Annotated in this window: 19 protein-coding genes and 1 pseudogene; 10 read left to right on the top strand and 10 right to left on the bottom strand. The window is 26.1% G+C overall.

Annotated elements, in window-relative coordinates; genetic code table 11:
* Positions 1 to 11 precede the first annotated feature (11 nt).
* Entirely contained in the window at positions 12 to 605 is a 594-nt protein-coding gene (locus tag BINT_RS00740) for a thymidine kinase (RefSeq protein ID WP_041177129.1), read from the bottom strand.
* Between the two features lie 148 nt (positions 606 to 753).
* Between BINT_RS00740 and BINT_RS00745 the strand changes: the two genes are divergently transcribed.
* The 5 genes and pseudogenes from BINT_RS00745 (at position 754) to BINT_RS00760 (ending at position 8,158) form a co-directional block, all read left to right on the top strand.
* Positions 754 to 2,283, top strand: a complete 1,530-nt coding sequence (locus BINT_RS00745; RefSeq protein ID WP_200859221.1) for a DUF262 domain-containing protein — start codon at positions 754 to 756, stop codon at positions 2,281 to 2,283.
* Positions 2,280 to 2,813, top strand: a complete 534-nt coding sequence (locus tag BINT_RS15275) for a DUF1524 domain-containing protein (RefSeq protein WP_049783479.1) — start codon at positions 2,280 to 2,282, stop codon at positions 2,811 to 2,813. Before BINT_RS00745 ends, BINT_RS15275 begins: the two co-directional genes overlap by 4 nt.
* Before the next feature lie 76 nt (positions 2,814 to 2,889).
* Positions 2,890 to 3,399: pseudogene (locus BINT_RS00750) on the top strand (HTH domain-containing protein); the annotation flags it as partial.
* Positions 3,400 to 3,531: 132 nt separating this feature from the next.
* Positions 3,532 to 5,952 (top strand): hypothetical protein, encoded by a 2,421-nt coding sequence (locus BINT_RS00755; RefSeq protein ID WP_014486643.1) that lies wholly within the window; start codon positions 3,532 to 3,534, stop codon positions 5,950 to 5,952.
* 40 nt (positions 5,953 to 5,992) lie between these two features.
* Positions 5,993 to 8,158: a peptidase U32 family protein gene (locus tag BINT_RS00760; protein WP_014486644.1), complete on the top strand. Its 2,166-nt coding sequence runs from the start codon at positions 5,993 to 5,995 to the stop codon at positions 8,156 to 8,158.
* A 418-nt stretch (positions 8,159 to 8,576) separates the two neighbouring features.
* On the opposite strand, the gene BINT_RS00765 is transcribed toward BINT_RS00760, so the two are convergent.
* The 3 genes from BINT_RS00765 to BINT_RS00775 form a co-directional block, all read right to left on the bottom strand.
* Complete coding sequence (locus tag BINT_RS00765; RefSeq protein ID WP_014486645.1) at positions 8,577 to 8,957, bottom strand: hypothetical protein; 381 nt, start codon at positions 8,955 to 8,957, stop codon at positions 8,577 to 8,579.
* Between the two features lie 501 nt (positions 8,958 to 9,458).
* A complete protein-coding gene (locus BINT_RS00770; RefSeq protein WP_014486646.1) occupies positions 9,459 to 11,129 on the bottom strand; it encodes an AMP-binding protein in 1,671 nt (556 codons plus the stop codon).
* A 39-nt stretch (positions 11,130 to 11,168) separates the two neighbouring features.
* Positions 11,169 to 11,840, bottom strand: a complete 672-nt coding sequence (locus BINT_RS00775) for a PAQR family membrane homeostasis protein (protein ID WP_014486647.1) — start codon at positions 11,838 to 11,840, stop codon at positions 11,169 to 11,171.
* Between the two features lie 176 nt (positions 11,841 to 12,016).
* On the opposite strand from BINT_RS00775, the gene BINT_RS00780 reads away from it, so the two are divergent.
* Positions 12,017 to 13,003, top strand: a complete 987-nt coding sequence (locus BINT_RS00780) for a D-alanine--D-alanine ligase family protein (protein WP_014486648.1) — start codon at positions 12,017 to 12,019, stop codon at positions 13,001 to 13,003.
* A gap of 385 nt (positions 13,004 to 13,388) precedes the next feature.
* Here BINT_RS00780 and BINT_RS00785 read toward each other — a convergent pair whose 3' ends face one another.
* Both BINT_RS00785 and BINT_RS00790 read right to left on the bottom strand, forming a co-directional pair.
* Positions 13,389 to 14,024 carry a DinB family protein gene (locus BINT_RS00785; RefSeq protein ID WP_014486649.1) on the bottom strand — a complete coding sequence of 212 codons (636 nt, stop codon included), beginning with the start codon at positions 14,022 to 14,024 and terminating at the stop codon, positions 13,389 to 13,391.
* A 346-nt stretch (positions 14,025 to 14,370) separates the two neighbouring features.
* Positions 14,371 to 15,135, bottom strand: coding sequence for a hypothetical protein (locus BINT_RS00790; RefSeq protein WP_148258769.1), 765 nt, complete (start codon positions 15,133 to 15,135; stop codon positions 14,371 to 14,373).
* 280 nt (positions 15,136 to 15,415) lie between these two features.
* On the opposite strand from BINT_RS00790, the gene BINT_RS00795 reads away from it, so the two are divergent.
* Both BINT_RS00795 and BINT_RS00800 read left to right on the top strand, forming a co-directional pair.
* Complete coding sequence (locus BINT_RS00795; RefSeq protein WP_014486651.1) at positions 15,416 to 15,877, top strand: hypothetical protein; 462 nt, start codon at positions 15,416 to 15,418, stop codon at positions 15,875 to 15,877.
* Between the two features lie 13 nt (positions 15,878 to 15,890).
* The gene (locus tag BINT_RS00800) at positions 15,891 to 16,754 is read left to right on the top strand and encodes a hypothetical protein (RefSeq protein WP_234944341.1); all 864 of its coding nucleotides are present in this window, start codon (positions 15,891 to 15,893) and stop codon (positions 16,752 to 16,754) included.
* Here the strand turns inward: BINT_RS00800 and BINT_RS00805 are convergent, their stop codons facing one another.
* The 4 genes from BINT_RS00805 to ruvB all read right to left on the bottom strand — a co-directional run bounded on the left by BINT_RS00805 (position 16,755) and on the right by ruvB (position 21,558).
* Positions 16,755 to 17,363, bottom strand: a complete 609-nt coding sequence (locus tag BINT_RS00805; RefSeq protein WP_014486653.1) for a regulatory protein RecX — start codon at positions 17,361 to 17,363, stop codon at positions 16,755 to 16,757.
* A gap of 335 nt (positions 17,364 to 17,698) precedes the next feature.
* Positions 17,699 to 19,315 carry a hypothetical protein gene (locus BINT_RS00810; protein WP_014486654.1) on the bottom strand — a complete coding sequence of 539 codons (1,617 nt, stop codon included), beginning with the start codon at positions 19,313 to 19,315 and terminating at the stop codon, positions 17,699 to 17,701.
* Between the two features lie 40 nt (positions 19,316 to 19,355).
* Complete coding sequence (locus tag BINT_RS00815; RefSeq protein ID WP_041177547.1) at positions 19,356 to 20,531, bottom strand: M23 family metallopeptidase; 1,176 nt, start codon at positions 20,529 to 20,531, stop codon at positions 19,356 to 19,358.
* Positions 20,521 to 21,558, bottom strand: coding sequence for a Holliday junction branch migration DNA helicase RuvB (gene ruvB, locus BINT_RS00820; RefSeq protein WP_014486656.1), 1,038 nt, complete (start codon positions 21,556 to 21,558; stop codon positions 20,521 to 20,523). Before ruvB ends, BINT_RS00815 begins: the two co-directional genes overlap by 11 nt.
* Before the next feature lie 576 nt (positions 21,559 to 22,134).
* Here ruvB and BINT_RS00825 point away from each other — a divergent pair.
* Entirely contained in the window at positions 22,135 to 24,084 is a 1,950-nt protein-coding gene (locus BINT_RS00825; RefSeq protein WP_041177130.1) for a methyl-accepting chemotaxis protein, read from the top strand.
* Positions 24,085 to 24,424: 340 nt separating this feature from the next.
* Entirely contained in the window at positions 24,425 to 26,929 is a 2,505-nt protein-coding gene (lon, locus tag BINT_RS00830; protein WP_014486658.1) for an endopeptidase La, read from the top strand.
* Positions 26,930 to 26,993: the final 64 nt, after the last annotated feature.

Genomic DNA, 26,993 nt, shown 5'->3' on the forward strand with positions numbered 1-26,993 from the left:
GGTAATTAATTTTATAAATCAAATTTTACTTCGTCTTCGCCTTCATAACAATATCGGCAGACACATTTATATATATCATCTCCTATTACAACTCTGTCAACATCTTTAACTATTCTCTTTGAATATATTCCTTTTCTTCCGCAGTCACATTTACCGAAAACTTTTGTATGTATATCAATCAAATCTTCTTCTATTAATGCCGATACGCTTTCCCAATAATTTCTTTTATAGTCCATATCAAGAGAGGCTATACAAAAATTGGTTTTGCAGTTTCTTTGAGTGCATGTTTTTATAAGTTTTATAAAAATGGAAGTATCATTTAAAAAACAAAATTCATCTATTCCAACAATATCATATCTTGCAATATAATTATAAATATTTTCAACATCTTTTCCAATATTATTTTCAATTTCTTCTTCAGTGATTATATCTATTCTTTTATCTAAATAAACATTTTTATCACGGCAGAAATATCCCCTAAAAGAAATTGCTGGATATATGAATAATATTTTTATATTTTTATTTTCAAGTAAAAGATAATCTAAAGTTTTAATTAGATATTTTGATTTTCCTGCGAACATAGGTCCGGTAATTAAATGATTCATAAAAGTCCAATATTTTTAAGTGAATCGTTATATTATATCATTAAAAAATGTATATATCAAATATAAATGCTGTAAAAAAGTATATTATAATTAGTTTAATTTTATTATAAATATAGTATAATGTATTGATTAAGTTTAGGAGTAAATAATGAAAGCTAGTGAAGCCAAATTGAATGATTTAATAAAGAAAAATGATATACAATTTGTAATTCCTGTGTATCAAAGAAATTATGATTGGACTATAAAAGAATGTAAAGTTTTATTGAATGATATAAAAGATGCAGGTAAATTAAATAGAGAACATTTTATAGGAAGTATAGTATATGTTGATGATCATGCTCCTAAAACAGGTATACAAGAATTAATTATAGTAGATGGACAGCAAAGATTAACCACAATAATATTGATTTATTTAAGATTATATAAATTAGCGGAGGAATTAAAAGATAATAGATTAAGAGATAGAATGTATGAACATTATCTTATAAACAAATATGCTAATACAGAGGAAGAAAAAATAAAATTAAAACCAACAGAAAATAATGATAAAGCATTAAAATCTATTTTTTCGGGTGTAGAGTTTAAAGAAAAATCTAATATAATAGATAATTATAATTTTTTTGAAAAAGAAATAAACAGTTATAATTATGAAAACATTTTAGATGGATTAGAAAAATTAATATTTGTTGATATGTCTTTAGATAGAAAAGAAGATGATCCGCAGCGTATATTTGAAAGTTTAAACTCTACAGGTTTAGCATTATCGCAAGGCGATTTAATCAGAAACTATATTTTAATGAAATTAAATTCAAAAGAACAAAAATATATTTATGAAAATTATTGGCAATATATAGAAAAAAATGCTAGAGATGAAAGTCTTAATAAAGATATGGTATCAGATTTTATAAGAGATTTTATGACATCTGAATATAATAAAATACCGAATAAAAATAGAATTTATGAAGAGTTTAAAGAAAAATATTCTATAAGTGATTTATCTGAAATAGAAAAATATTTAAGTAGTTTAAAAGATTACTCAAATTATTATAACAAACTATTGAATCCAAAAAATGAAAAAGATAAAGATATATCAATAAAACTTGAAAATATAAAAACAATAGAAGTAAATGTATCGTATCCATTCTTTTTGAAAATTTACAAAGATTATAATGATAAAGTTATAGACAATAAAACTTTTTTAAAAATTATTGATTTAATAGAATCTTTTGTATTTAGAAGATTTATATGTGATGTATTCAGCAATGCTATGAATAAAATATTTATGTCATTATATAGCAAAATAGATAAAAATAATTATTATAATTCATTAGAAGAATATTTATGCAAATTAAAAAATGTTCAGAGATTTCCAAATAATGATGAAGTTATTAATAAATTAAAAGAAAAAGATATATATAACGCTATGAATACAAAAAGAAAAATGTATTTATTCAATAGATTAGAAATGGGACTTGGTAAAACAGTTATTGATTTTTCAAAAACTGATTTTGAAATAGAACATATATTTCCTCAAAATCCTGTAAAAGAATGGAAATATAATTTAACAGATGAAGAATATAAAACAATGCAAAGTAAACTACATACAATATCTAATTTAACAATATCTGCAAATAACAAAGAACTTTCAAATAAAACTTTTTTAGATAAAAAAATATGAATGTAGATAATAAAGAACAAGGTTATAAATACAGTCATCTTTGGCTTAATGAATATTTAAAAACTATAGATGAATGGGATACTAAAAGAATAGAAGAGCGTTTTAATATTTTAAGTGAAAGATTTATAAATACATGGAAATATCCTAATATTGTTGTTAATCAAATTAGCAACAATACTAATGAAGAAATAAATATATTTGATGCTGGAGATCCGACAGGTAAGAAATTAGATTATATAATATTTAATGGAGAGAAAATTGATAAAGTCGTAGATGTTTCAAAATTATTTTCTTTTGTATTAAGATATTATTATAATCAGGATAAAGAAGCATTCTTTACAGAAGAAATGCAAAGTTTAATTCAAATTACAAAAAATAAAGATGAACTTAGAACAGAATATCCAATAGATATAGATGATATATATTTTGCCGAAAATAATTACAGCAGTGAAAGAAAATTTTATTTAATTAAATATTTGATAGAAAAATTTGACATGGAAGATGAATTATATATTAAATACAAAGATTAATTTAAAGTGAGCCGAAACCAGCAAATAAATTTATTTATTTGCTTATTATAGGTTGAGGCGAATATAACAATAATAAAAAATGAAATGGGGTACTCCTGATATAGTAGCCGTTACTTTTAAAGATTATATTAATAAATCAGTTTTAAAATTATTTAATCATATAAATTTACCCACTACAGAGCTTTATGCTTATGAATTAAAATTAAAACTTACACTTGGAAGTTTGACAGAATATTATTTTCAGGCATTATCAAATTCTGGTTGGGCTAATGAGGCTTGGCTCGTTGCTATGGAAATAGATGAAAATAATTATGATGAGTTAATGGAAGAAATAAAAAGATTAAATCAATCTTTCGGAGTAGGTGTAATTAAATTAGATTATAACAATCCTGAAGATTCTGAGATATTATTTTCAGCCAAAAAAAGAAATTATTTAGATATAGATACTATGCATAAACTTTGCTATAACAGACAGTTTCAAGATTTTATTAATGATGTTAATGAAATATTAGAAGCTAAAGATAAATCTAAAAATCATATAATATCAAGTTTGATAAATAGCGGAAGATTTAATAATCCTAATTAATAAAATAAAATGTATTGATAATATTATTTTAAATTAGTATTCTAATTGCTTGTATATAATCAGAAAAAATATATAATTGATAAAAAAGAAAAATCAAGATAATAAAAATGTTAGAGGAATAGATAAATTTAAATGAAAAAATGGATTTACATAACATTCTTATTAATAAGTATTTTATTTTTAATATTAAATATTTTGGGTAGAATAACTAGAGTTGGTTATTTATCTGATTTTCAATTAGATATACAAAAAACATTAGAATTAAATAATATTAAAGATGTTGAAGATGTAGAAAGTATATATACAAATAAGAATATCAAAATATATTTTTATAATTATAAGTTAAAATATTATAATAACATATTTAAAAATAATGATATTTATGATGTTTATTTATATACAAATGAAGTTTTAAGTAAAAATAATTTTTTAAAAGAAATAAATACTGAAAATAATGGAAGTACTTTTGGAAGCTTTATTAGTTATGAAATAATTAATTCAAAAAGTATAGATAATATACCATATATTTTAAAGCTTAAGCAAACTATATTATACGTTTTTATATTATTTGTTTTTTTATTATCTTTTATAATATTTGTACATAATCGCAATAGTCTAAAAATAAAAATATTTAATACATTATTATTATTTGTTATTTTTGTAATATTATCTAAATATGTGCTTAAAATATATTTTATCAATTATATAGGTATTATATTTTTTATATTGTTATATTACTTTTTTATATATTATAAAAATTATCATAATTCTTTTTCTATAAGTAATAAAAAACAATATTTAATATTATATATGTCTGCTATTTTATTCAGTATAATAAATATAGTTATTTTAAATTGCAGTTTTCCATTAGTAGGGCATGATTTCACTATGATTATACCTAGAGCATATTCATTATTAATTTATGCTAAAAATAATGGTATATTTAGTACAGAATTTGCTTCACCATTAATAGGTGCAGGAATTATAAGTTATGCTAATCCTCAGTATGATCAATATTCTATATTTTATTTTGTAAGGTATTTTTTATCATTTTGGGATTCGTATTTACTATTAACTTTTCTTTTTTCTTTTATTGGTTTTATTTCTTTTTATTATGCAGTTAAAGATATATTAAAATGTCCTTTCATTATATCATTAATGTCTGCTGCCTTATTTTTATGCACATCATATTATATGCACCATATAGCTGTTGGACATTGGGCTTTTTTATATCATCCTCTTACTGCTTTTATAGTATGGTTATCTTTTACTGATAGATTTAACTATATTACTAGAATTGTATTAAGCGGATTAGCTTTTTCAATGATGATATTTGGAGGAGCTATGCAGACAATATTTTTTTTTACATGCTTTAGTTTATTGGGAATTGCTTCAATTCTTTTTAAACCAAATAAAAAATTTATATATCAATGTATATCTATATTATTATCTGTATCATTAGGAATTATATTATCATTATCCAAATTCATTCAAGCTATCTATTTTGGGTCAAAAATAGATAGAGGCCCATATGGTTTATATATTAATGATGTTAAATTATTATTAAGTAATATTCTTCATATATTTATATACCCATTTTATAATCTAATAAATATAAACTCTTTTTTAACTAATTCAAATATGAGAATAAATATAGATCATCAATATATAGGAGAAGTATGGGAGGCAGATTTAGGATTACCAGCTGTTGTTTTTATATTTGGATTGTTTATGATGATAAATTTGTTAAAAAATTACTTTTCAAAAAAATCATTGATTAATTTTATAAATAAATATAAATTTAATTTGATATTTATATTAATATTCATTTATTTATATTGTGATATTTTTTTTGGAGATGGATTAACAAGATCAGTATTTAATACTCTTAAAGCAGTAAATATTCATTTAAGAATGAGTAGCGTTTTAATAATTCCATTTTTGTTTGTATTTGCCTTACTAATAAAAAATATTAATATAAAAAATACTTATAAGAATATAATAATAATATTTATTATTATATCATCTGTCTTATTATATGTACAAAAATTCATCTATATTAAAGAACATAACAATGCATATATAAATGTTAATATACGTGATGATAAGACAATATTTAAAAATATAAAATTAAATCATAATCAATATAGAGTATTTTATATAAATAATAAAAAAGAATTTCTAAACTTAAAGGATTTTATAACAACTACTAATTTGAATACATCAAGATTACCATATGAGTCTATATATGGTTATAGTTTAGAAACATTTAAACCTAAGGAAGAAGGAAGCCCATATAAAATAATTAATGGAGAATATAACTTCACAGATCCAAGAAGTTTAATATTTTTTAATGATGAATATCCACAATTTAGTGGTTTTGCAACAAATGATAAAAACACACTGGATAATTTTTTAAGTTTTCAAAGTGTGAATTGGAAGATTCCTAAAATGTTTACTATATCAAATTATATAAGTGTTATATCTCATATAATTATATTTTTATTCTTAGTATTTAGTATATTTTATTATTTACTTAAAAGGAAAAAATAGATACAATATAAGTAATTAATTTATTAGGAATATAATTTATATGCTTTTAAGAAAAATAGAACTGCTTGCACCTGTTGGCGATGAAAGAGGATTGAAGGCTGCTGTTAATGCTGGAGCTGATGCTGTATATTTCGGTACCAAAAGTTTTAATGCTAGGGTAGGGGCAGCTGAAAACTTCGATGAAAAGGTACTTGAAGAAAATATAAAATTCGCAAAATTAAGAAATGTTAATGTTTATATAACAGTAAATACTTTGGTTTATAACGATGAAATTGATAAAGTACTTCCATTAATAAAAAGTGTTTCGGATTTGGGAGCTGATGCCATTATCGTTCAGGACTTAGGTGTTATTGATATTGTAAGAAATAATTTAACAATTCCAATGCATGCAAGTACGCAAATGTCTTGTAATAATTTAGAGAGTGTAAAACTACTTAAGAGTATAGGAATTGATAGAGTGGTTCTAGCTCGTGAGATGAGTTTAGAAAATATAAAATATATTAGAGATAATACTGATATAGAACTTGAAACTTTTGTGCATGGAGCTTTATGCGTAAGTTTTTCAGGTCAGTGTGCTTATTCTTATTTGCATGGCGGAAGAAGTGCAAACCGCGGAGCATGTGCCCAGCCTTGCAGAATGGAATATACTGGAGGAAAAACTGATTATCCTTTAAGTACTAAAGATTTAATGACAATTGATATAATTCCAAATTTACTTGAAAGCGGAATAACTTCATTTAAAATTGAAGGACGTGCCAAAAGAAGCGAATACGCTGCAATCACAACTTCAATATATAGACATGCTATTGATTTAGCTTTAGAAAATAAAGATATACCCATTGAAAAATATAGAGAAGATTTGATGAAGATTTTTAATAGAGGCGGATTCTCTCAAGGTTATTATTATAATTCAAAAGATATATTTGAAAATTACAAGCCTAGTCATGACGGTGAGTATATAGGAGAAGTTACAGCGTACAAGAAAAATAAAATATATATAAAAGTAGAAAAAGAATTAAATGTTTATGACGGGTTATCATTTGGTGAAAGCGGAAAAGTTGGAATGCAGATTTCTGATTTATATAAAGATAATGTAAGGGTCAAAAGAGCAAAAGGAAATTTAAGTTTTTCAGCTGTTTTAAAAAATGTAAATATTGGCGATGAAGTTTACAGAACCACTGATAAACTACAAATGGACGAAGCAGACAAAATAATTGAAAGCGATCATTTTAAACATCTTCTTGATTTAAATTGCATTATTGGTTTTAATGATATTGATGATAATGAAAAAATAAAATTAATAGTCAATAGCAAATATGATGATAGATTAAACAATATAGAATATATAAGCGATTATACACTTCAGGAAGCTAAAACTAAAGCAACAACTAAAGAAGATATTTTTAATTCTCTTTCAAAAACTGGAGGCACTGTATTTGAATTTGAAAATATTAACATTGAAGAAAATTTTAAAAATCCTTTTATACCAGTTAAAATTTTAAATGAAGCTAGAAGATGCCTAATTGAAAAACTTGAAAATATTTTAATGCAGTCTAAAAAAATTAATTATAATAAAGATTGTGAAAAAAATATTAATTACCCAAACACTGATATAAAAGTTTTGATTGCAAACAGTGAAGAAAAAATTAATTTATATTCTGATATTCATTATGATAAAAAAATATTATTTCCAAATATTTATGATGAAAATATAATTAAGCTTTTTGAGGCTAAAAAAATAGATGGTATACTTTTACCGCATGTTACATTTGATAAAGACATTGAAGTTATAAAAAGCATAGTAGAAAAAACAAATAATATGATAGTAATATGCAATAATTTAGGACATATTGAAGCATTAAAAGGAAAAGCTATATTATGGGCAGGCATTGGGCTTAATGCAATTAATAATTACAGTGTGAATCTTTTATATAAGTTAGGAATTGATACTGTTATATCTGCTATAGAAGCGGGTAAAAATTTAAAACATACTTTATCTGTAAAAGAAGGTTTTATTCCTGCTATGAACTTTGCTTTCTGTCCGAAAAGTATGTCAGTAGGATGCAGTAAATGTAAAGAAGAAGATATTATTGATCATAGAGGAAATACTGTAATATTTGATTGTGTGAGAATGCATAACAAAACAAGTTTTATATTAGAGAAAATAAAAAATAAAAATGGAAATATTTATTACAGTATATATTAAAATATTGAGAGGTGAAATATATTGAAAAAATTATTTTTTATTTGTTATAATATATGCTAATATATTTGCTTTTAATGATTTTAATTTTAATTCTGCATTTCATAGATCTACGGCCGGAGCTTTTAGAAGTCATAGTGAATCTTTAATAAGGCTAAGAGAGAAAAAGAAAAACAGAAGAGAATTATTTTTAAAAGGTAAAGGATATATAAGCACATTAGGCGGAGATATATACAGAAAAAATTTTTATTCTAATACTTATTTTAATGCTATACATTTTGGATTATGCGGATTTTATTTTTATGATAATGTACAATATAAAAATAAATTAAATATACTTAAATATAATAATACAAATTTTAAATAAAAAATAGAGATATAAAATTAATTACATCTCTATTTTTTATTTTAAGGTAGTTTTTTAATAAGTATTGTTTTTTATATCATTATATTTTGCTAAAAATTCATCTGCTAAATCTTGAAGTTCTTTTGAATACTGAATATTTAAATTCATGGAATTACTTATAATATTAGGATCAGAATTTTTTTTAGACATTTCCAAATCCATTTTAGTTTTTTCTAAATAAATTTTTTCTTTTAAGTCATGGAATCTTGATTGATATTCTGATTTTAGTTTCATAACTTCTGTTAATTGCGCCTGTGTAAGTCCTGCTTCATTATAAATAAAATATTCATAATTGCATTTTCCGTTATAATCTTTCCAGTCATATCTTTTTTCTTTGGCATATACTGATACTGATAATATAACTGTGAATAAAATAATGCTAAAAATACGTTTCATAATAAACCTCTCTTTTAATTAAATGTTGTATTTGCTTTATTAGACGAATTATACAATTGAAAGTTCCTAATGATTTATATTTTTTAATAATTTTTATATAAAAAATTATAATTTTATTTTTAAAATTTCACTTACATACCCCGCCATTTAAAGTTTTCTACTATATTTTAAATTTTAGTTTTAATTATATTTAAAGCCAAATTAGAAATTACAGCACCCGCCCAAGTTTTGATTAGCTTTAAAATTATCATCAACGCACGGTTAGCTAATTTTTATTTATTATTTAAATTACTATTTTTAATTAATCATAAGTTTAAAACTTTGCTCTGCGTGCGGTGTGGAAGCAGCAAATTAAAAAACGCTTGGGTGGGCAGCTAAAATAACAGATTAAGATTAAGAAGAAAAATAATGCTGAAATGACAAATAGAATTAAAAAGCCTAAAGGGTGGGATCAAAATAAAAGGCTTGATAAATATTTATCAAACCCTTTATTTATAATTTTTATTTGTATAAGAATCTTTTTATCTTTTTAGTAGGATTTTTTATAAACTCTTCTTTTTGAATGGTGAATCCTGATATCCTTCCAAATTCAGGAAGTAATTTATTAACTTCTATTCTGTTGTTTTCTATAAGTTTATTAACTTCTTCTTCGCTTAATTTTTCATCTCTGATTCTTTCAGCATCCAAATATAGTAAAGCATGAAGTTTATTATCTCTTTGTAAAACTAAAGACTCTAATATATAAGGCATAGCATTTAACTTACTTTCAATCTCTTCAGGATAAATATTCTGTCCGCTGGCACCAAGCAGCATATTCTTGCTTCTTCCTCTGATAAATATTCTATTGTTTTCACCAAGCACACCTAAATCCCCAGTTCTAAGCCATCCATCTTTAGAAAGTACATCTGCGGTGGCCTTGTAGTTTTTATAATAGCCAAGCATAACATTTTCACCCTTAACCATAATCTCACCTACATCACCTTCTTTTTCAGCATCTATTTTTACTTCTAAAGTGTCTATTATGCATCCGCAGCTTCTAGGTACATGCTTATCCCAAGGGCCATAACTTATTAAAGGTCCGCATTCAGTCATACCATATCCTACTGTGAATTTAAAACCTATATCCATAAGAAATTTTTCTACATCGCTATTTAAAGCACTTCCTCCTATTATAACCTCGTGGAAATTTCCTCCGAAAGATTGTGTAAGTGTGTTTCTTATTTTTGATTTTAGTATAGATGATATAATAGGCAGTTTTAATAAATTAGCAATTAAAGGCTTGCTTATAGTAGGAAGTATTTTTTTAAGGTAAATTTTTTCTATGATAAGAGGAACCATCAATATAAGATTAGGTTTTACCTCATCGAATGCTTTAAGTAATATATTAGGACTAGGTATAGCATTAAGCATATATATGCATGCTCCTCTTGAAAATGGAAATAAAAAGTCGAATAAACATCCGAATACATGGGCAAGAGGAAGGAAAGAAAGTATATGATCATTAGGCTTTATAGGCATATTATTAATAGCAAATCTTATATTAGCAGCTAATGAATTATGATTAAGCATAACACCTTTACTGAATCCTGTAGTTCCTGAAGTATATATTATAGTAGCCAAAGTGTCATTTTCAAATATAGTAAGATTAAAATCTTCTTTTTTTATATCTCCAATTTCTATATCGCTGAATATATTTTCTATTTTTTTATTACTTTCTTTTTTTTCTTCACTTTTTTCTTTTGTATTTTCTTCTTCTATAGTAAATGTATCGAAATTATTTAAATGAAAAGATTTAGTAAGAAGCGATAAACTATTAGAGTCAATTCCTTTTAATATGTTTGAGTCTGCAAATAAAAACTTCACTCCTGAATCTTTTAATATAGACGCTATATCTTCTTTTGAAAAGTCTACGAGTATAGGAACAACCACAGCTCCATAGCTTACTATAGATATATATGTTAAAGCCCAATTAACAGAGTTAGCACCGCATAGGGCTATTTTTTCACCTTTATGTATATCAAGCTTTTTAAAACCTGTATGTATTTTTAGAATATTTTTGGCTATATCAGAATATTTTAGTATATTATTAGTGCCGTAATCAACTAATGCATTAATATCCCAATTTTCTTTTATAGTATTTTGAATATAGTCGCTTAGTCTTTCTTTAATCATATTTTATCTCCTCCAAATCAATATGTATTTTTAACAAAATTAGAAAATGTTAGCAACATATCTAAACATAAAAACTGCATGGCATACATTAGATATTATTAAAAGCGAATAAAATAAAGGTAAAAATAAAGTATATCTTCTATTCGCTTCATACATAGCAAGCCTGTAAAATACCATTGCTATATTTAAAAGAAGAAATCCGGTTAAATATAATATAGCTCCGTATTCACCAACGGCTGCGGCTATTTTTGATATAGCTATGAGCCAAACCCAATTTAATAAAAAATAATATATTGTTTCAGTAGCACCACGCCATCTGTATCCAAATACGCTTCTTAAAGTAATACCTAATGCACAAAGCCCTGTAATAATTCCAAAGAAACTCCAGCCCCATCCGTTTTGTAATGAAATTAAACATGGAGGAATATATATACCCCATATCATCATAATAAAAAAAGCATGTGATAATATATAAAAAACCTTTTTGGCTTTATTGTTAAAAGGGAAAAAATGATATATTGAATTTATTATATAAAATATTGTTAAAAAACTTGAGTATAAAGAAAATGAGGTAATTTCTCTTGCAGTTTTAGAATTAATTATTAAAAGCACTAAGACAGCTATTGCAGAACTAGCACATATTATGCATATAACCGCACTTATCTTAGAAACAGAATTTTTTACTATATTATTATTCAAATCAGCGTTCATAGTGTTCTATATAATAAACCTTATTTATAATAAAGTAAATGGTAATTTATAACTATTTTCATATTAAAATAATTATGAGATTTAAAAATTTCATTATCAAAATATAAATTTATACGATATATTAGAATTAAGATTATTTTTTGATAAATACAATTAAAATATAATAGGTATACAAAATGATATTAAATAGCGAATTAAAACAAAATATTTTAAATAGGTTTAAAAATAAAAAAATAGCAGTTTTGCATGGCGGATTAAGCTCTGAGAGAGAAGTTTCACTTAGAAGCGGACAGAATGTTTATAAGGCATTAACTAGCTTTGATGAAATTAAAGATAATTGTATTTTAATAGATGTTAAAGATTCTTATGAATTAGTAAAAACATTGAAAGAAAATAATATTGAATACTGCTATAATATTTTGCATGGCACATCAGGAGAGGATGGAACTATTCAGGGACTTTTGGAGAGTCTTAATATTAAATATACAGGCGAAAATATTTTAGTTAGTGCCGTTTGTATGAATAAGGTTTATACAAAAAGAATATGGAAGTCATCAAATGTATCTACTGCAGATTTTATGCTTCTTAAAGATGTTAAAGAGATTAATGATAATAATGTGAAAGGAAGCCTACTTTCTTTTAATTTCCCTATAATATTAAAGCCTATATCAGATGGTTCAAGTGTAGGAGTTCATTTGATAAAGACGAAATCAGAATTTGAAAATGTAGTAAAAGATATAAAAGATATTCAAAATTATTTCTTAGAGCCTTATATAAAAGGAAAAGAAATTACAGTTGGATTAGTAAAACAAGATGATGATAATACTTATGTCTTTCCAATACTAGGAATAAATCCTAAAAATGAAATATACGATTATGAGGCAAAATATACACCAGGAAAAACAGAAATGGAAATGCCTGCCAAATTATCAAAAGAAATGGAAAACAAAGTGGTAGAAACATGTAAGAAGGCTTATAGAGTTTTAGGCTGCAGCGGACTTTCAAGAATAGATGCTATAGTTGGCGATGATAATGAAGTTTATCTTATGGAAGTAAACACTCAAGGAGGTATGACAAATACTTCTGACATACCTGCAATGGCCAAGCATATAAATCTTGATTTTAATGATCTTGTTTTATATATATTAGGTCTTTTAAAATAATCTTTGTTATTAATTAAATAAAAAACAGATATGCATGTATTTATTTGCATATCTGTTTTATTATATACTGAAAATTTTAAAGTTTCTTAAATACACAATTTTTAATTTAAGTTATTTGTGGGGACTAGTCCCCACACCCCCAGTTCTTTTATTGATATAAGGCGAAGCCCGCCTCACGAAGTGTGCCTACGGCAGGCGAGAACCAAAAGAACTGCATTTTTAACCTAAATTTTAGGTATTACCATACGTTTAATACATATTGTAATAATATAAGGTTGTAGCACTTGCGTTTTTTGCAACTTTTTTGTGCGTCAAAAAAGTTGATAATAATTATATAATATGCAATAGTCGGCAAAATGAAATCGTTTCAGTATATATTAATTTTTTATATCATAGTCATTAAATTTGAATAATCGTTTTTATATTCCATTTGATCAAGCATTACAGAAATCTCTCCTCTATGATGAGTGGCATGATTTAAGGCATGCATTATCAAATGGTATCTAGGCTTTTTTATTACCGCATTAGGAATAATTACTTTTCCTGATATATTAAAATCTTCTATACTATTAACAATAGCTATTATAACATCATCTAATTTTTTTCTTATATCTATTAAACTGTTTAAATCTTCATCTATATTTATATTGAAAGTAAAATCTTCATTTAGATAGTTTAATATATCTTCATTTTCTATTTTCTTTTTGCTTGAATATTTTCTGTATACATTAAAGAAATATATATCGCATTGAATAATATGTTTAAATGTTCCAAGCACAGATTTGAAATATGCATTAGTTTCTTTTATTAAATCTTCTTCTTTGACTGTAAGAAGAATTTCAATAAGTTTTTTATTGGCATTCTTATTGTATAAAGCCATCATATTCATGATTTTTTTTGCTGTTTTATCTATAGGCTTTTTATTTTGACTGTTTTCTATATCTTTCTTTTTTTCATCTATTTTTTTACTTACTTCTTTTGTGGTATTATCTTTTTTTGCATTTAGAAGATTAGATTTCATTTCTTTTACTTTATCTGTAATATTTTTCTTTTCTTCCTGAAGTTTTTTTAATTGATTTGTTTTTAATTCTTTAACATTCTTTTTTAAATCTTTAGTTATAGATGATTTAATTTTTTCAATATCCTTTATTTTTTATCCAGCTTTTTTGATTCAGTTTCTATTTTTCTTGCAAGCTCTTTAACTTTATTGTCAATCATATAATTAAATCCTACTCAAATGAATATTTTTTATATTATATTATTTTTGTTTTTATAATTCAATATTTAATATTGTTTTTTGAGAGATAAAAAAAGATGCCGTGAGATAACAGCATCTTTTTTATTATATAAGAACAGATAATTATTTATTATTGTATATCTCTGTAAGGTGAAGTACCTGTATATCTAGGTTTGTAATCACTATTTCCTTGAGCAGTAATATAGAAATCATATAAAGTAACAGTACCGTCATCATTAACTACACCTATAGGGTCATACTGCCAGAATTTATGAGCTTCAAAAGTTATATCTGCTCCTCCATTAGGATCTCCAGTTCTTCCTAATTCAGCGGATATCCAACCTGCAGGTGATCCTAAAGCACTCCATTTTTCAGGTACAGCATAAGGGAATACATATCCTGTTTTTGTATCAACAGCCACTAAGAAATTGTCTAAATCAACTTCTAGCATTCCAGCTACGATGACAAGTTTACCTATATACCTATAGAAATAGAATTGTTTTTCTATATCATTTCTTATTACTTTTTCAAAAGGATTAATTCCTCTATATACATATACTTTTAGTCCATTTATTGGGAATGGTTTACTTGGCTGTTCAGAAGGCATTTGGTTTCCGCTTTCTCCGTCTGGGGCATTGTAAATATAGCATGTATTAGTACCATCATTATCTGCTGTCCATTGTCTAGGACCTGTAGCAGCTGTTCCGTCATCTTTGAAGAATGTGAATGTTGGTACAGTCTTATTGTCTGTTTCAAATTTTAAAAATACTTCATCAAAATTAACAGATGTTGTTCTAAGTGGAAGCTTATTATCTGTTGGGTTATTTGGGTTGTTTTTTGAACATGATATAATAATTATCATAGACAAAATTAAAATAGATATTTTTTTAATCATAAATTTTTACTCCCTACATTTTTGAAGAATTGTAGTTTATTTTAAATAAAATTCAACTAATCAAATATATTTAAATATAAAAAATAAACACTTTTTATACAATGTCTTTTTAATAATAAAAAATAATAATACATTTTATACAAAAATGATTTTTATACATATTTTACAAATAAAAAGAAATACATTTTACTAAATTCATATATTTTTTATATTGAGTTTTTATGTATGTTATTTTAATATGTTCTAGTTAAAATAATATTAATAATTGGAGTAAAGCAATATGAAAAAAACAGCTATTTTATTAAGTTTAATTTTGTCAGCATTTATTATATCATCATGTGCTGAAAAAAATCCTAATAATCCAAACGACAACAGTAACAATATTCCTCTTTCAGAAAGAGCAGGAAAATATACAGGCACAATTGCTCAAATAAACAATATGTCATTGGAAATGATTCTTAATAATACAGGAAGTTTAACATCATTGAAAGTTAATAATGAAGAAAGTTTAGATCAAAGTAATCCTATAAATGTAGGAGATTCTACTTCAAAATCAACAACTTTTGGACCTTTTAATGCTACTATTAAACTTGGAGGTAATCCTGCAAGTGCACAAGTACAAATAACATTTAAATCTGGAACAGATAAAACTTTAGGTGCTTCAGTTGATATAGATATAATAGATGATGGTAAGTTTGATCCATCTATTAAAGATGTTATTTTAAACTATCAAGCTAATTAATTAAATTTTTTATATGAAGAACATACTATATCTAGTGATAATTACAGCTTTTTTATGCTCCTGCATGAATCCTTTTAATTCAAGATCAAAGTATTATTATAATGCCAATAAAAATCAGAATTATCCAGATATAGATATGCCTTCATATAGTAAAGATGATACGACAGATCCTTTTAATAGCAAAGAGGATTGGAACAGAATAGATTATAAATTTAATGGAAATGAACTTTATAATTATTTTATGAAGATAAGTTTTGAAGTTACAACTGTTCCTGTATATTCTTTCTTTATTCCAAATGATGGAAGAGAATGGAAAAAAAATACTAAAAGTGATTATGATGAATATACTTTCGATGCTAGCGATGATGGAAATACAACAGAAAGTCCTTTATTTCCTGATCGACCTTTATCAATAAGTCCTATGACAGTATATCGTTATGGTAAAAACCCTTTAGTAAGCTCTGATGGATTTTATAATTCTTCTGAAAGGATAAAGAGATTTTTCTTTATAAGAGCAGAAGGAACAGCAGGGGTTAAACTAGATAATTACCTTATAGCGATAGATACATACAGTAAATTTATATTCGCTTATGCTAAAATAACAAAATATTCTGATATATTAGGTCAGCTTCTTCCTACAGATTTTGAAGCTATAGAGCATTATCATCAAAAAAGAAAATTTTATGAGTATGACCCTATAGGCTTTATTGATAAAAATAAAAATATTATTCTATATCAAGTATATGAAGATGATATGACAGCTAATTCCTCAAAATATGTACCTAGATATACAGGCACAGGAGGAAAAGCAGCCGAGCAGATAGATAAAACTACAACAGGTCATTCTCCTTATGCAATAGAACCAGCAAATCAATAATTACTCTTTATAATTTTCTTTTTTATCTATATATTTTCTCACTAGAGTTTTGATTCTATCGTATTTGAAACCTTTACGCATTAATGTCTTTATAATATAATCTTCTTTTCTTTCTTTATGTTCATATAGTTTATAATATTTTCTTATAGCATCTTTTAAGGCTTTATCATCTATTCTATCGCTTATAGAGTTTTGTGCTTTTTCTATCAAACTTGGTTTTACTTTATTTTTCTTTAAATAATCTATTATATGTCTTTTGCTTTTGCCTTTAAGCTTTAAACTATTAATAGCTATTTTTACGAATCTTTTATCATCTATAAGATCATATTCTTTGCAGTAATTTACGGCATGTCTTATGAATCTTTTTTTATGCCCTTTTTTTGTGAGTTTTTCTCTAAGCATACCCTCGCTTATAAATCCGCGTTTAAGTATAGATACTGCAGATTTTCTTGCGGCAGACTCGAAAGCTCTGAATCTTATATGAGGTATTTCATCGTATTCAAGTTCCATTCCCTCATATAAATCTAGTTCATAGAGTCCGTTTTTTGGTATAGTGAATACATCTCCGCCTGATACTTTGATATGTATCTTATCGCCTTTTAATTTCATTTTTAAAATAACCATAATAGAAATATTATAATAAATACAAATAGTTTTCAAGTATTAAATTTAAAAACTTTATTTACATACCCCGCCCTTTAGTTTTTTTGATTTTTTCTACATTTGATGGATTTATTTATAATATTTAATATGAAGTTCTAGTAATTGCGTTTTTTGCAACTTTTTTGTGCGGCAAAAAAGTTGATAATTTTACATAAAGTCATTGATTGACAAACTTAAAAATTTTCAGTATATACTAGCTTATTGAGTATATATAATATTCTTTTAATTATAAAAAAAGCTATGTGTGTGAGTAAATAATAAAACTTAAAAAATACATGAAACTAAAAAATAAAATCATCTGTATTTTCTGATATCTTCTTTTTTAGTATGTTTCTTTTGATCTTGATTTCTTTTAATATATCCGAAGCTAATTTAACATCTTTAAGAGATTTTCTTATCTGCCAAAATCCAGTGTCCCATAAAGATATTTTGAATTTTTCTTTATTGATTTTTTCTATGTTGGAATAAAAATATTTATAAAGTTCTTCTGCACTATTCATCAATTCAGATGCTTCATCAGATATATAGTCTTTGTTATTTTCTAAATATTCAAAGCAGAATCTTTTTTCATTATCGTATTTGAAGAAAGTACAGCCTGAATATACTTTTTTATAATCAAAAGGGTAAAAATGATTTATGATAGTGTAGTATTTATCTTTATAAAATATATTATCCATAGAGGATGTTTGATTGGAAGTAGAGAATAAAGTCCATACTACACAGTCTAATATAAATTTTCTATTAAGTTCATTTTTAGGTATACAAAATTGATCGCTTCCATTAAGCCAGTCAACTTTAGCAGTTCTTCTAACGGCATGTATTATCATGGCTTTTTCAAAATTTTCTTTTGTGATTGAAAGAGAGCCGGCAGAAGCCTGAGGAGCAGAAAATATTGCTGTAAGATTTTGTTTTTGCAAATCACTTCCGCAGCTCATAAGTGAACCTATAAATCCTTCGCATACTTTATCTCTTATATCTTTTCCTGATGTTTTTACTTTTATTGCTGATGAAAGCGGTACAAATGTTGATGAAGTTTTTATCCTTTTTATCCATTTGTTAAGAAGATTATCACTTTCTATTACATTATAACTTTTTTTATTTATTATATTGCAATTATCATCAAGAACATCGAGAATAATATTTTCAGTTTTTATATTATGATTATTATTTATTTCCCAAATTATAAAGCTTACAGGAAATGGTGTAGTTTTTGATGTGTTGTCAAAATTAGATGAAGAGAAAATAAAGCCATTTAAAAATTTGTAATTGCATACCTTGTTTCTAAACTTTTCATTGTTATTGTATTTTATATAATTAGTTTTAGAAAATATTGCAAGATAAACTTTATCATTGTTTCTAAACTCTTTATGTATTCTAAACATAAACTGAGCATATAATTCTCTTGAGGCATCGCCAAGTTTTTCTTTATGCATCAAATCTCTAATCTTGCTTATGCTTACATTTTTTTTGCTTTTAGAGTTTGTACCTGCTACCTGACTTGTGGCATAAGGAGGATTGATTAATATAATCCATTTTATGTCTTTATTATTTAAATCATATTGAAGATTTTGAGGAAGTTTATTATATTCAAAATCATTATCTTTTATATCATCATTAAGGTAATCATATTGAAATAGGCAGGCATTTTTAAATTTTTCTTTAGAATATTCTATATCATTTTCATCTATTGTAGACATATAAAGATATTTATGATATTTCTCATCAAGATAATATTCTAAATTTCCTGTACCAGAGGACATATCCCATATTCGATAATTGCCGTTTTCTAATTCTTTTTTGTCTATTACATCAAATATATATGATAAAGATTTTTCAGCAAAATTTAAAGGAGTATAGAATTCTCCTAAATATCTCTGTTTAGAATCATGTTCATTCATATAATACTAGAGTAATAGATTTAGTATAAAAATATAAATATTAGAATCTAGCACTCAAATAAGGCATAGGATTCTTATGATCTCCTCCAACTCTAATCTCGAAATGGCAGTGTATTCCTGTAGTTCTTCCAGTATTTCCTATTAAAGCTATTTTTTCGCCTCTTTTTACCTTCTGACCATAATCAACAAGAAGTTTAGAGTTATGTCCGTATGCAGTTTGATAACCATTAGCATGGGTAATTAGAACAAACCAACCATATCCGTTTCTCCATCCTGCAAATGTAACAGTACCATCAGCAACTGCAAGTATAGGAGTACCATAAGGTCCTGCTATATCTACACCATAGTGATAACTTTTTTCCTGATTGAAAGGAGAAAGTCTAGCACCGAATCCGCTTGATATTCTTCCGCCTCCTGCAACAGGCCAGCCTAAAGGAATTTCTTTATGTATTTTTGGAGATACTTCCATAAATGAAAGAATATTCTTCTGATATGAATCTAATTCGCTTAACATTTTGTCGATGTTACCGGATTCATTATTATTGTTAAATGTACCCATATCATTGTAATCTATAATATAAGATATAGATTTAATAACATTATTATATTCAGTTAATGCTTTAGAGAATCTATTAAGAGATTTTTTATAATCTTCTATTAATGTATAAGTTTTAGCTTCTCTTGCTGAGAGAGTATTATAAAATTCTCTAGCTTCTTTCTGTCTAATATATGCATCATAACCAGTATAAATCAAAGCAGAAAATACTAATACAAGAAATAAAATCATAAAATTATTGATAGGAAGTCTAACACCATGTTCTTCATCATCATAGAATATAAGTATGCTTCTTTCATGATTACCTTTTCTTTTAATAGCTCCTACAACTGATTTAAATACATGTCTTATTCCGTAAGTAGAATTATATAATTTATTAAGTATTTTTTTAGTTCTATTAAATTTTATTTTTGCTCTTGGGGCTTTATATCTTGAAGAAGGAGTTAATTTAACATTTTTCTTATAGTTTATATCGAATCTGGAATTTGAATTATCAGCAGATTTATTAGCATCTTTGAAGTTTCCTACAAATTGTTTAGCTAAATTTTTTACATCTTTTGAAGTTTCTTCCAAATAATATTTATCCAACTGAGCATTGGACTTTTTTTCTTTTGTTAAAGTATCGTCTGTAATTAAAATAGTAAGCTCCTTAAAAATCAAATAATCCTCTTTCTTCTTCATAATTATCGTCATACTTTGAAGAAAGATTTAAATAACCATAAGCCTTATTTGTAGCAACTCTTCCTTTTGGAGTTCTTTTTATAAATCCGCATTGTATAAGATAAGGCTCTATTACATCTTCTATAGTTTCTATCTGTTCGGATAAAGATACCGATAAAGTATCAACTCCTACAGGACCTCCGTTATAATGTTTAATAATAGTATTTAAATAAAGTTTGTCAAGTGCTTCAAAGCCGTTTTTATCTATTCCTAATTTTTCAAGAGAATCACAGGCAAACTCTTCGTCTATTTTTAAAACATCATGTACGGTGGCAAAGTCAAAAACTCTTCTTAAAAGCCTATTAACTATCCTTGGTGTTCCTCTAGATCTTGAAGCTATTGAAATGGCAGCCTCATCTGTGATATCTATATTAAGAAATTCTGAACTTCTCTTTACTATATTAGCCAAATCTTCATTGGTATAAAATTCAAGTCTTTCTACTATTCCGAATCTATCATATAAAGGCGTACTTAATAAACCGCTTCTTGTTGTAGCACCTATCAAAGTAAAATGCGGTAATTTCACTCTAAAACTTTTAGCAGATGTTCCTTCTCCCACCTTTATATCTACGAAAAAATCTTCCATAGCTGAATAAAGCACTTCTTCAACTACGGTTCTAAGTCTATGTATTTCATCTATGAATAGTATATCTTTTTCACCCAAAGTAGTGAGTATAGAAGCCAAATCTCCTGGACGCTCTATTATAGGTGCTGATGTGGCTTTTATATTGCTTCCCATTTCATTTGCTATTATTTGGGCTAATGTAGTTTTTCCAAGTCCTGGTGGACCGTAAAATAATATATGATCCAAAGAAACATCTCTTTTCTTAGCACTATCTATAAAGACTTTCAATTTTGATTTTATATTTTTCTGTCCCAAAAAGTCATCAAAACCTTGAGGTCTTATATTATTATTGGGCTTGTCATAAGAGTTTTCTTCAGCATTTGTTATGCTTTCTTTATCCATGGTCTATGAATTATATATTAAAATTCTTTAAATAACAAATTTTATTAACACGCGGTTAGATGATATTATATTTAAAAACAGTTATTATTAAAGTATTATTCTATAATATATAGCCAACTAAACGCGTGCTGAATTGGCTATAAATTTAATAAAATCTTGGGCGGGTGCTATAATTTATAATAAAGCAAAAAGATAAAATAAAGTGAAAATTACATATTAGATAATAAAGAATAAAGGGCGGGGTGTGTAAATAGTTTTTTATTATTGCTATTCTTGGGGTAACAATTTTTATTAGCAATAATAAATTATGAAATATTATAAAGCTGACCATAAAAATTGTGAGCGTCTGCTAAGTTTACTTGGCAGAGCAATAAAAGCGAACAATTTTTATTAGCAATAATAAGAATAATATTATGAAATATTATAAAGTTAACTATAAAAATTGTGAGCGTCTGCTAAGTTTACTTGGCAGAGCAATAAAAGCGAACAATTTTTATTAGCAATAATTGTATATAAATACATATTATTGTATAATAATGTAAATATAATTTATAATATCTTTTGGGAGATACCTTAATGAAGATCTTTAACAGCCTGCAATTTAAAATAAGTATGGTTATAATTGTTCCTTTTATTATCATGCTTGTTATATCAAATTTATTTAACATATTTTCTGTTAATAATGTTACTAAAAAACTTTCATATAAGGTATTGGAGGAAAGTGCCAAAGGAGAGGCAGCTAAAGTACAGTCCATTGTTCAGGAAGCATTCGATAGTTTAAGTACATTTGAATATACAATAGATAATTTATACAGATCAGGAGAGAGAAACAGAGAAGTATATAAAAATACAACTAAAGATTTTTTTAGTACTCTTCCTGATAATACAGGAGCTTTGTTTCTTATATTTAAAAATAATGTAATGGGCAATGATGCTGATTATATAAATGATCCTAACTATTCAGAAGCAGGCGGTATGTTTTCAGATTATGTATATAGAAATAATGGTTCTGCTGCCGACAGAGGTATGACAAGAGAAGAATTAAAAAGTGACTATTATTCAGTGCCTGTAACTACAGGAAATATTAATATTACATCTATATATGATTTTGAAGTAGGCGGCAAGATGGTAAAAATGAACACTTGGTCTATACCTTTAAAAAATAACGGAGAAATTATAGGCGTTGCAGGTGTAGATATATTTATAGAATCATTAGCCCCTATAATGGATAATATTAATCCTTTTGAAAATACTCTCACTTCTTTATTTGATCATAATGGTACACTTCTCTATAATAAAGAAAATGAAACTTATGTTGGTAAAAATGTTTATGAGGCATATCCTTATTACAGGGATAATAATGTATTAGAAAGTATAAAAGCAGGTCAAACTGTGATATTTGAGGATTTCAGTGCAACATTAAATACTAAATCTACATATATATTTGTACCTATAAAACTTGAAACAGGTCAGAATTGGGGTATGAAAATATTAGTTCCTAATTATGTAATACTTGAAGATAGTAATAATATAAGAAATATTATGATTATAATTTTAGCTTTGATATTAGTAATAGTCTTTATTATTACACCTCTAATAATAAATAAAAAAGTTGTATTTATCATTAAATTACTTGCTCAGGATTTGACTAAATTATCTAAAGGAGATATATCTTGGGATACTCCTCCAGGATTTACAGAACTTAAAGATGAGTGGGGAGATATAGCCAGAGCAATAAAAAGTATATTAGATAATTTAAATAATGTTATGAATACGGTTAAAGAATCATCAGAACAAGTTGAAAGTGCTGCCAATGAAGTTCTTTCAGGAAATAATGATTTATCTAATAGAACAGAAATGCAGGCTTCCAGCTTGGAGGAAACAGCATCAACTATGAATGAAATGGCTTCTAATGTGAAATTTGCCGTTTCTGATATATATGATAGTACAAATATGGTTGTTGAAGCAAAGGATTATGTAGGCAAGGCAGGTAAAATAATAGAAGAAAGCGTTAATAAAATGGATGCTGTTTATGAGTCCAGTTCTAAAATAATGGATATAACTAAAATTATAGAATCTATTGCATTTCAAACAAATATACTTGCACTTAATGCTTCAGTAGAGGCGGCAAGAGCTGGAGAGCAGGGAAGAGGTTTTGCTGTTGTAGCCAGCGAAGTTAGAAATTTGGCACAGAATACACAAGAATCCGTAAAAAATATTACTTCTCTTATAGTTGATAGTAATGATAAAATCAATTTAGCTGCTGCTAGCGTTAATGAATCTAAGGATATTTTTAATGATATATCAGACAGAATGGATAAAGTTTCTGATTTGATGCAGAAGGTTAATATAGCTGCTAAAGAACAGGAAAATGGAATAGGGCAGATTAATGTTGCTATAAATGAAATGGATTCTTCTGTTCAGCAAAATGCTGCTTTAGTAGAGGAGGCTAGTTCTTCATCTCAGTTGCTTTTAAATGAGGCTCAAAATTTAAATAAATTAATCGATTTCTTTAAATTAAGATAATGATTACTTACATACTAGTATAAATTAAATACAATATATAATTATAAGTGTTTTATTATTGAACAGATATAATAAAACACTTTTTTATTATTATAATATTATCACCATTTTATTTTATAAAAATCAAAAATTATATACAAATCATCAAATCAATAGTATTATTTTTATATTTATTATTCTATATTATTTATTTTTATCATAAAATATAATAAATACAGTATAAAAAATGTTCTAAATTGTAGAATTGGTATATTTATTGCATAAAATACTTAACAAGATTTTATTTGACTTATAAGTATATTTTATATTATACTATACAATATCATTAGGAGTTTTGTTAATGGCTAAGGATAAAGATAAATTAGATAATAATAAAAATATCGATAATAATAAAAATAAAAAAGAGGATAATACGGTTGCAATCGTGGAAGATAAATTACCTTCAAGATTAATAATCATACCAGTAATGGGAAAACCTTTATTTCCCGGGCTTTATGCACCATTTCCTATACCGGCTCATCATGCAGATGCTGTAAATAAGGCTATAGCCGAAAATGACGGATTTTTAGGACTTAATTTATATATTTCTGATACTCCGTCTGAAAAGAAAACGCCTTCTGTTGATGAAATTTATAAAGTTGGTGTTGTTGTAAAAGTATTCAAAAAATTAAATTTGCCTGACGGCGGACTTAATCTTCTTATAAATTCCATACGAAGATATAAAGTTATAAAATTTGTAACTACAGATCCTGTAATAAGAGCTGAACCTCTTTATATACCTGATATAGATCCTTTCAGAAATGAGAAAGAAGCCAAAGAAATAAAAGCATATACTAGAGCTTTACTTTCAGATATAAAAGCCATAAGTGAGAATAATCCGCTTTTTACTGAAGAAATGCGTCTTACTATGGTGAATGTTGATGATCCCGGAAGATTAGCTGATTTTGTTACATCTATGCTTAATGTAGAGCGTGCAAGTCAGCAGGAAATACTTGAAACTTTTGATATTCAGGAAAGACTTGAAAAGGTTCATCTTCTTCTTCAAAAAGAGAGAGAAATATCAGAAATACAGCAGAAGATTCAAGGTAGCATTAATTCTAAAGTACAAAAACAGCAAAGAGAATATTTCTTAAAAGAACAATTAAAAGAAATAAAAAAAGAATTGGGCTATGATACAGATCCTAAACAAAGAGATATAGAGAAATACAAAAAAACTCTTGAAGAACTTAATGTTATAGATGAAGTTAAAGAGAGAATGGAACAGGAGATAGAAAAGATTTCTACAATAGATACTCATTCTCCGGAATATACTGTTTCTAAAAATTATTTGGATACTTTATTTGCTTTGCCTTGGAATAAGGAAAATAAAGAAAGAGAAGATATTTCAAAAAGTAAAAAGATATTGGACAGAGATCATTACGGACTTGAAGATGTTAAAGAGAGAATATACGAATTTTTAGCAGTGAGAAAATTAAATCCTGAGAAAAAATCTTCTATACTATGTTTTGTAGGTCCTCCGGGGGTTGGTAAAACTTCTATAGGTAAGAGTATTGCTGAGGCATTAGACAGACCTTTCTTCAGATTTTCTTTAGGCGGTATGAGAGATGAAGCTGAAATTAAAGGACATAGAAGAACTTATATAGGTGCTATGCCTGGTAAAATTATTGAAGCTTTGAAGATAGTAAAAGTAAAAAATCCGGTACTTATGCTTGATGAAATTGATAAATTGGGAACTAGTTTTCAGGGCGATCCTTCAAGTGCCTTACTTGAAGTTTTAGATCCGGAACAGAATGCATCATTTAGAGATCATTATTTGGATTTGCCTTTCGATTTATCAAATGTTTTATTTATAACTACTGCAAATACACTTGATACAATTCCTAGACCTTTGCTTGACAGAATGGAAGTTATAAGACTTTCAGGATACATTATGGAGGAGAAATTAAAAATAGCTTCTAAATATATTATACCTAGACAGGTTAAAGCTCATGGACTTGATATAAAAAATATAAAATTTACTAATAAGGCTATAAGTACGATAATAGACGGATATGCTAGAGAGGCTGGGGTTAGAAATTTTGAAAGAAGAATAGAAAGAATATGCAGAAAAATTGCTGCTGATATTGTAGAGCATAATAAAAAAACTTACAGCTATACAGTAGATGAAAAAGATTTAGAGAAGTATCTTAAAAAGCCAATATTTACAGAAGATTTCACAGAGAAGGATTTGAAGCCTGGAAACTCTATAGGATTAGCTTGGACATCTTTAGGCGGGGCAACTCTTACTATAGAATCAATAAAGGTATCAGAGAAAAAAGATTCTGGAAACATACAAGTAACAGGACAGCTTGGCGATGTTATGAGCGAGAGTGTAGAGATAGCTTATAGTTATGTAAAAAGCGTTGCCAAAGATTATGGCGTTGCTGAAAATTATTTTAATGATGCTATGATTCACTTGCATATTCCTGAGGGAGCTACTCCTAAAGACGGCCCTTCAGCAGGTATTACTATGGCTACTGCCTTGCTTTCACTTTCTATGAATAAAGTTATAAGAAATGATACTGCTATGACAGGCGAGCTTTCATTGAATGGAAAAGTTTTGCCTATAGGTGGACTTAAAGAAAAAACTATAGCGGCAAAAAGGCTTGGATTCATTAAGCATATAATAATACCTTATGAGAATATTAGGGATTTAGATGAGATTCCTGAAAATGTTAAAAAGGGTTTAGCTTTCCATCCTGTTAAAGATGTTAAAGAGGTATTTGATTTTATGTTTAAATTGAATAAGCTAAATAAATCAGAAAACAAAAAATCATCTAAAAAAACATACAAAAAAAGTAAATAAAAAAATTATAATATAAAATCATAAAAGGTGCAGGATTAATTATTCTGCATCTTTTTTATTATTA

The sequence above is a fragment of the Brachyspira intermedia PWS/A genome, assembly GCF_000223215.1.
Taxonomy (GTDB): Bacteria; Spirochaetota; Brachyspiria; order Brachyspirales; family Brachyspiraceae; genus Brachyspira; species Brachyspira intermedia.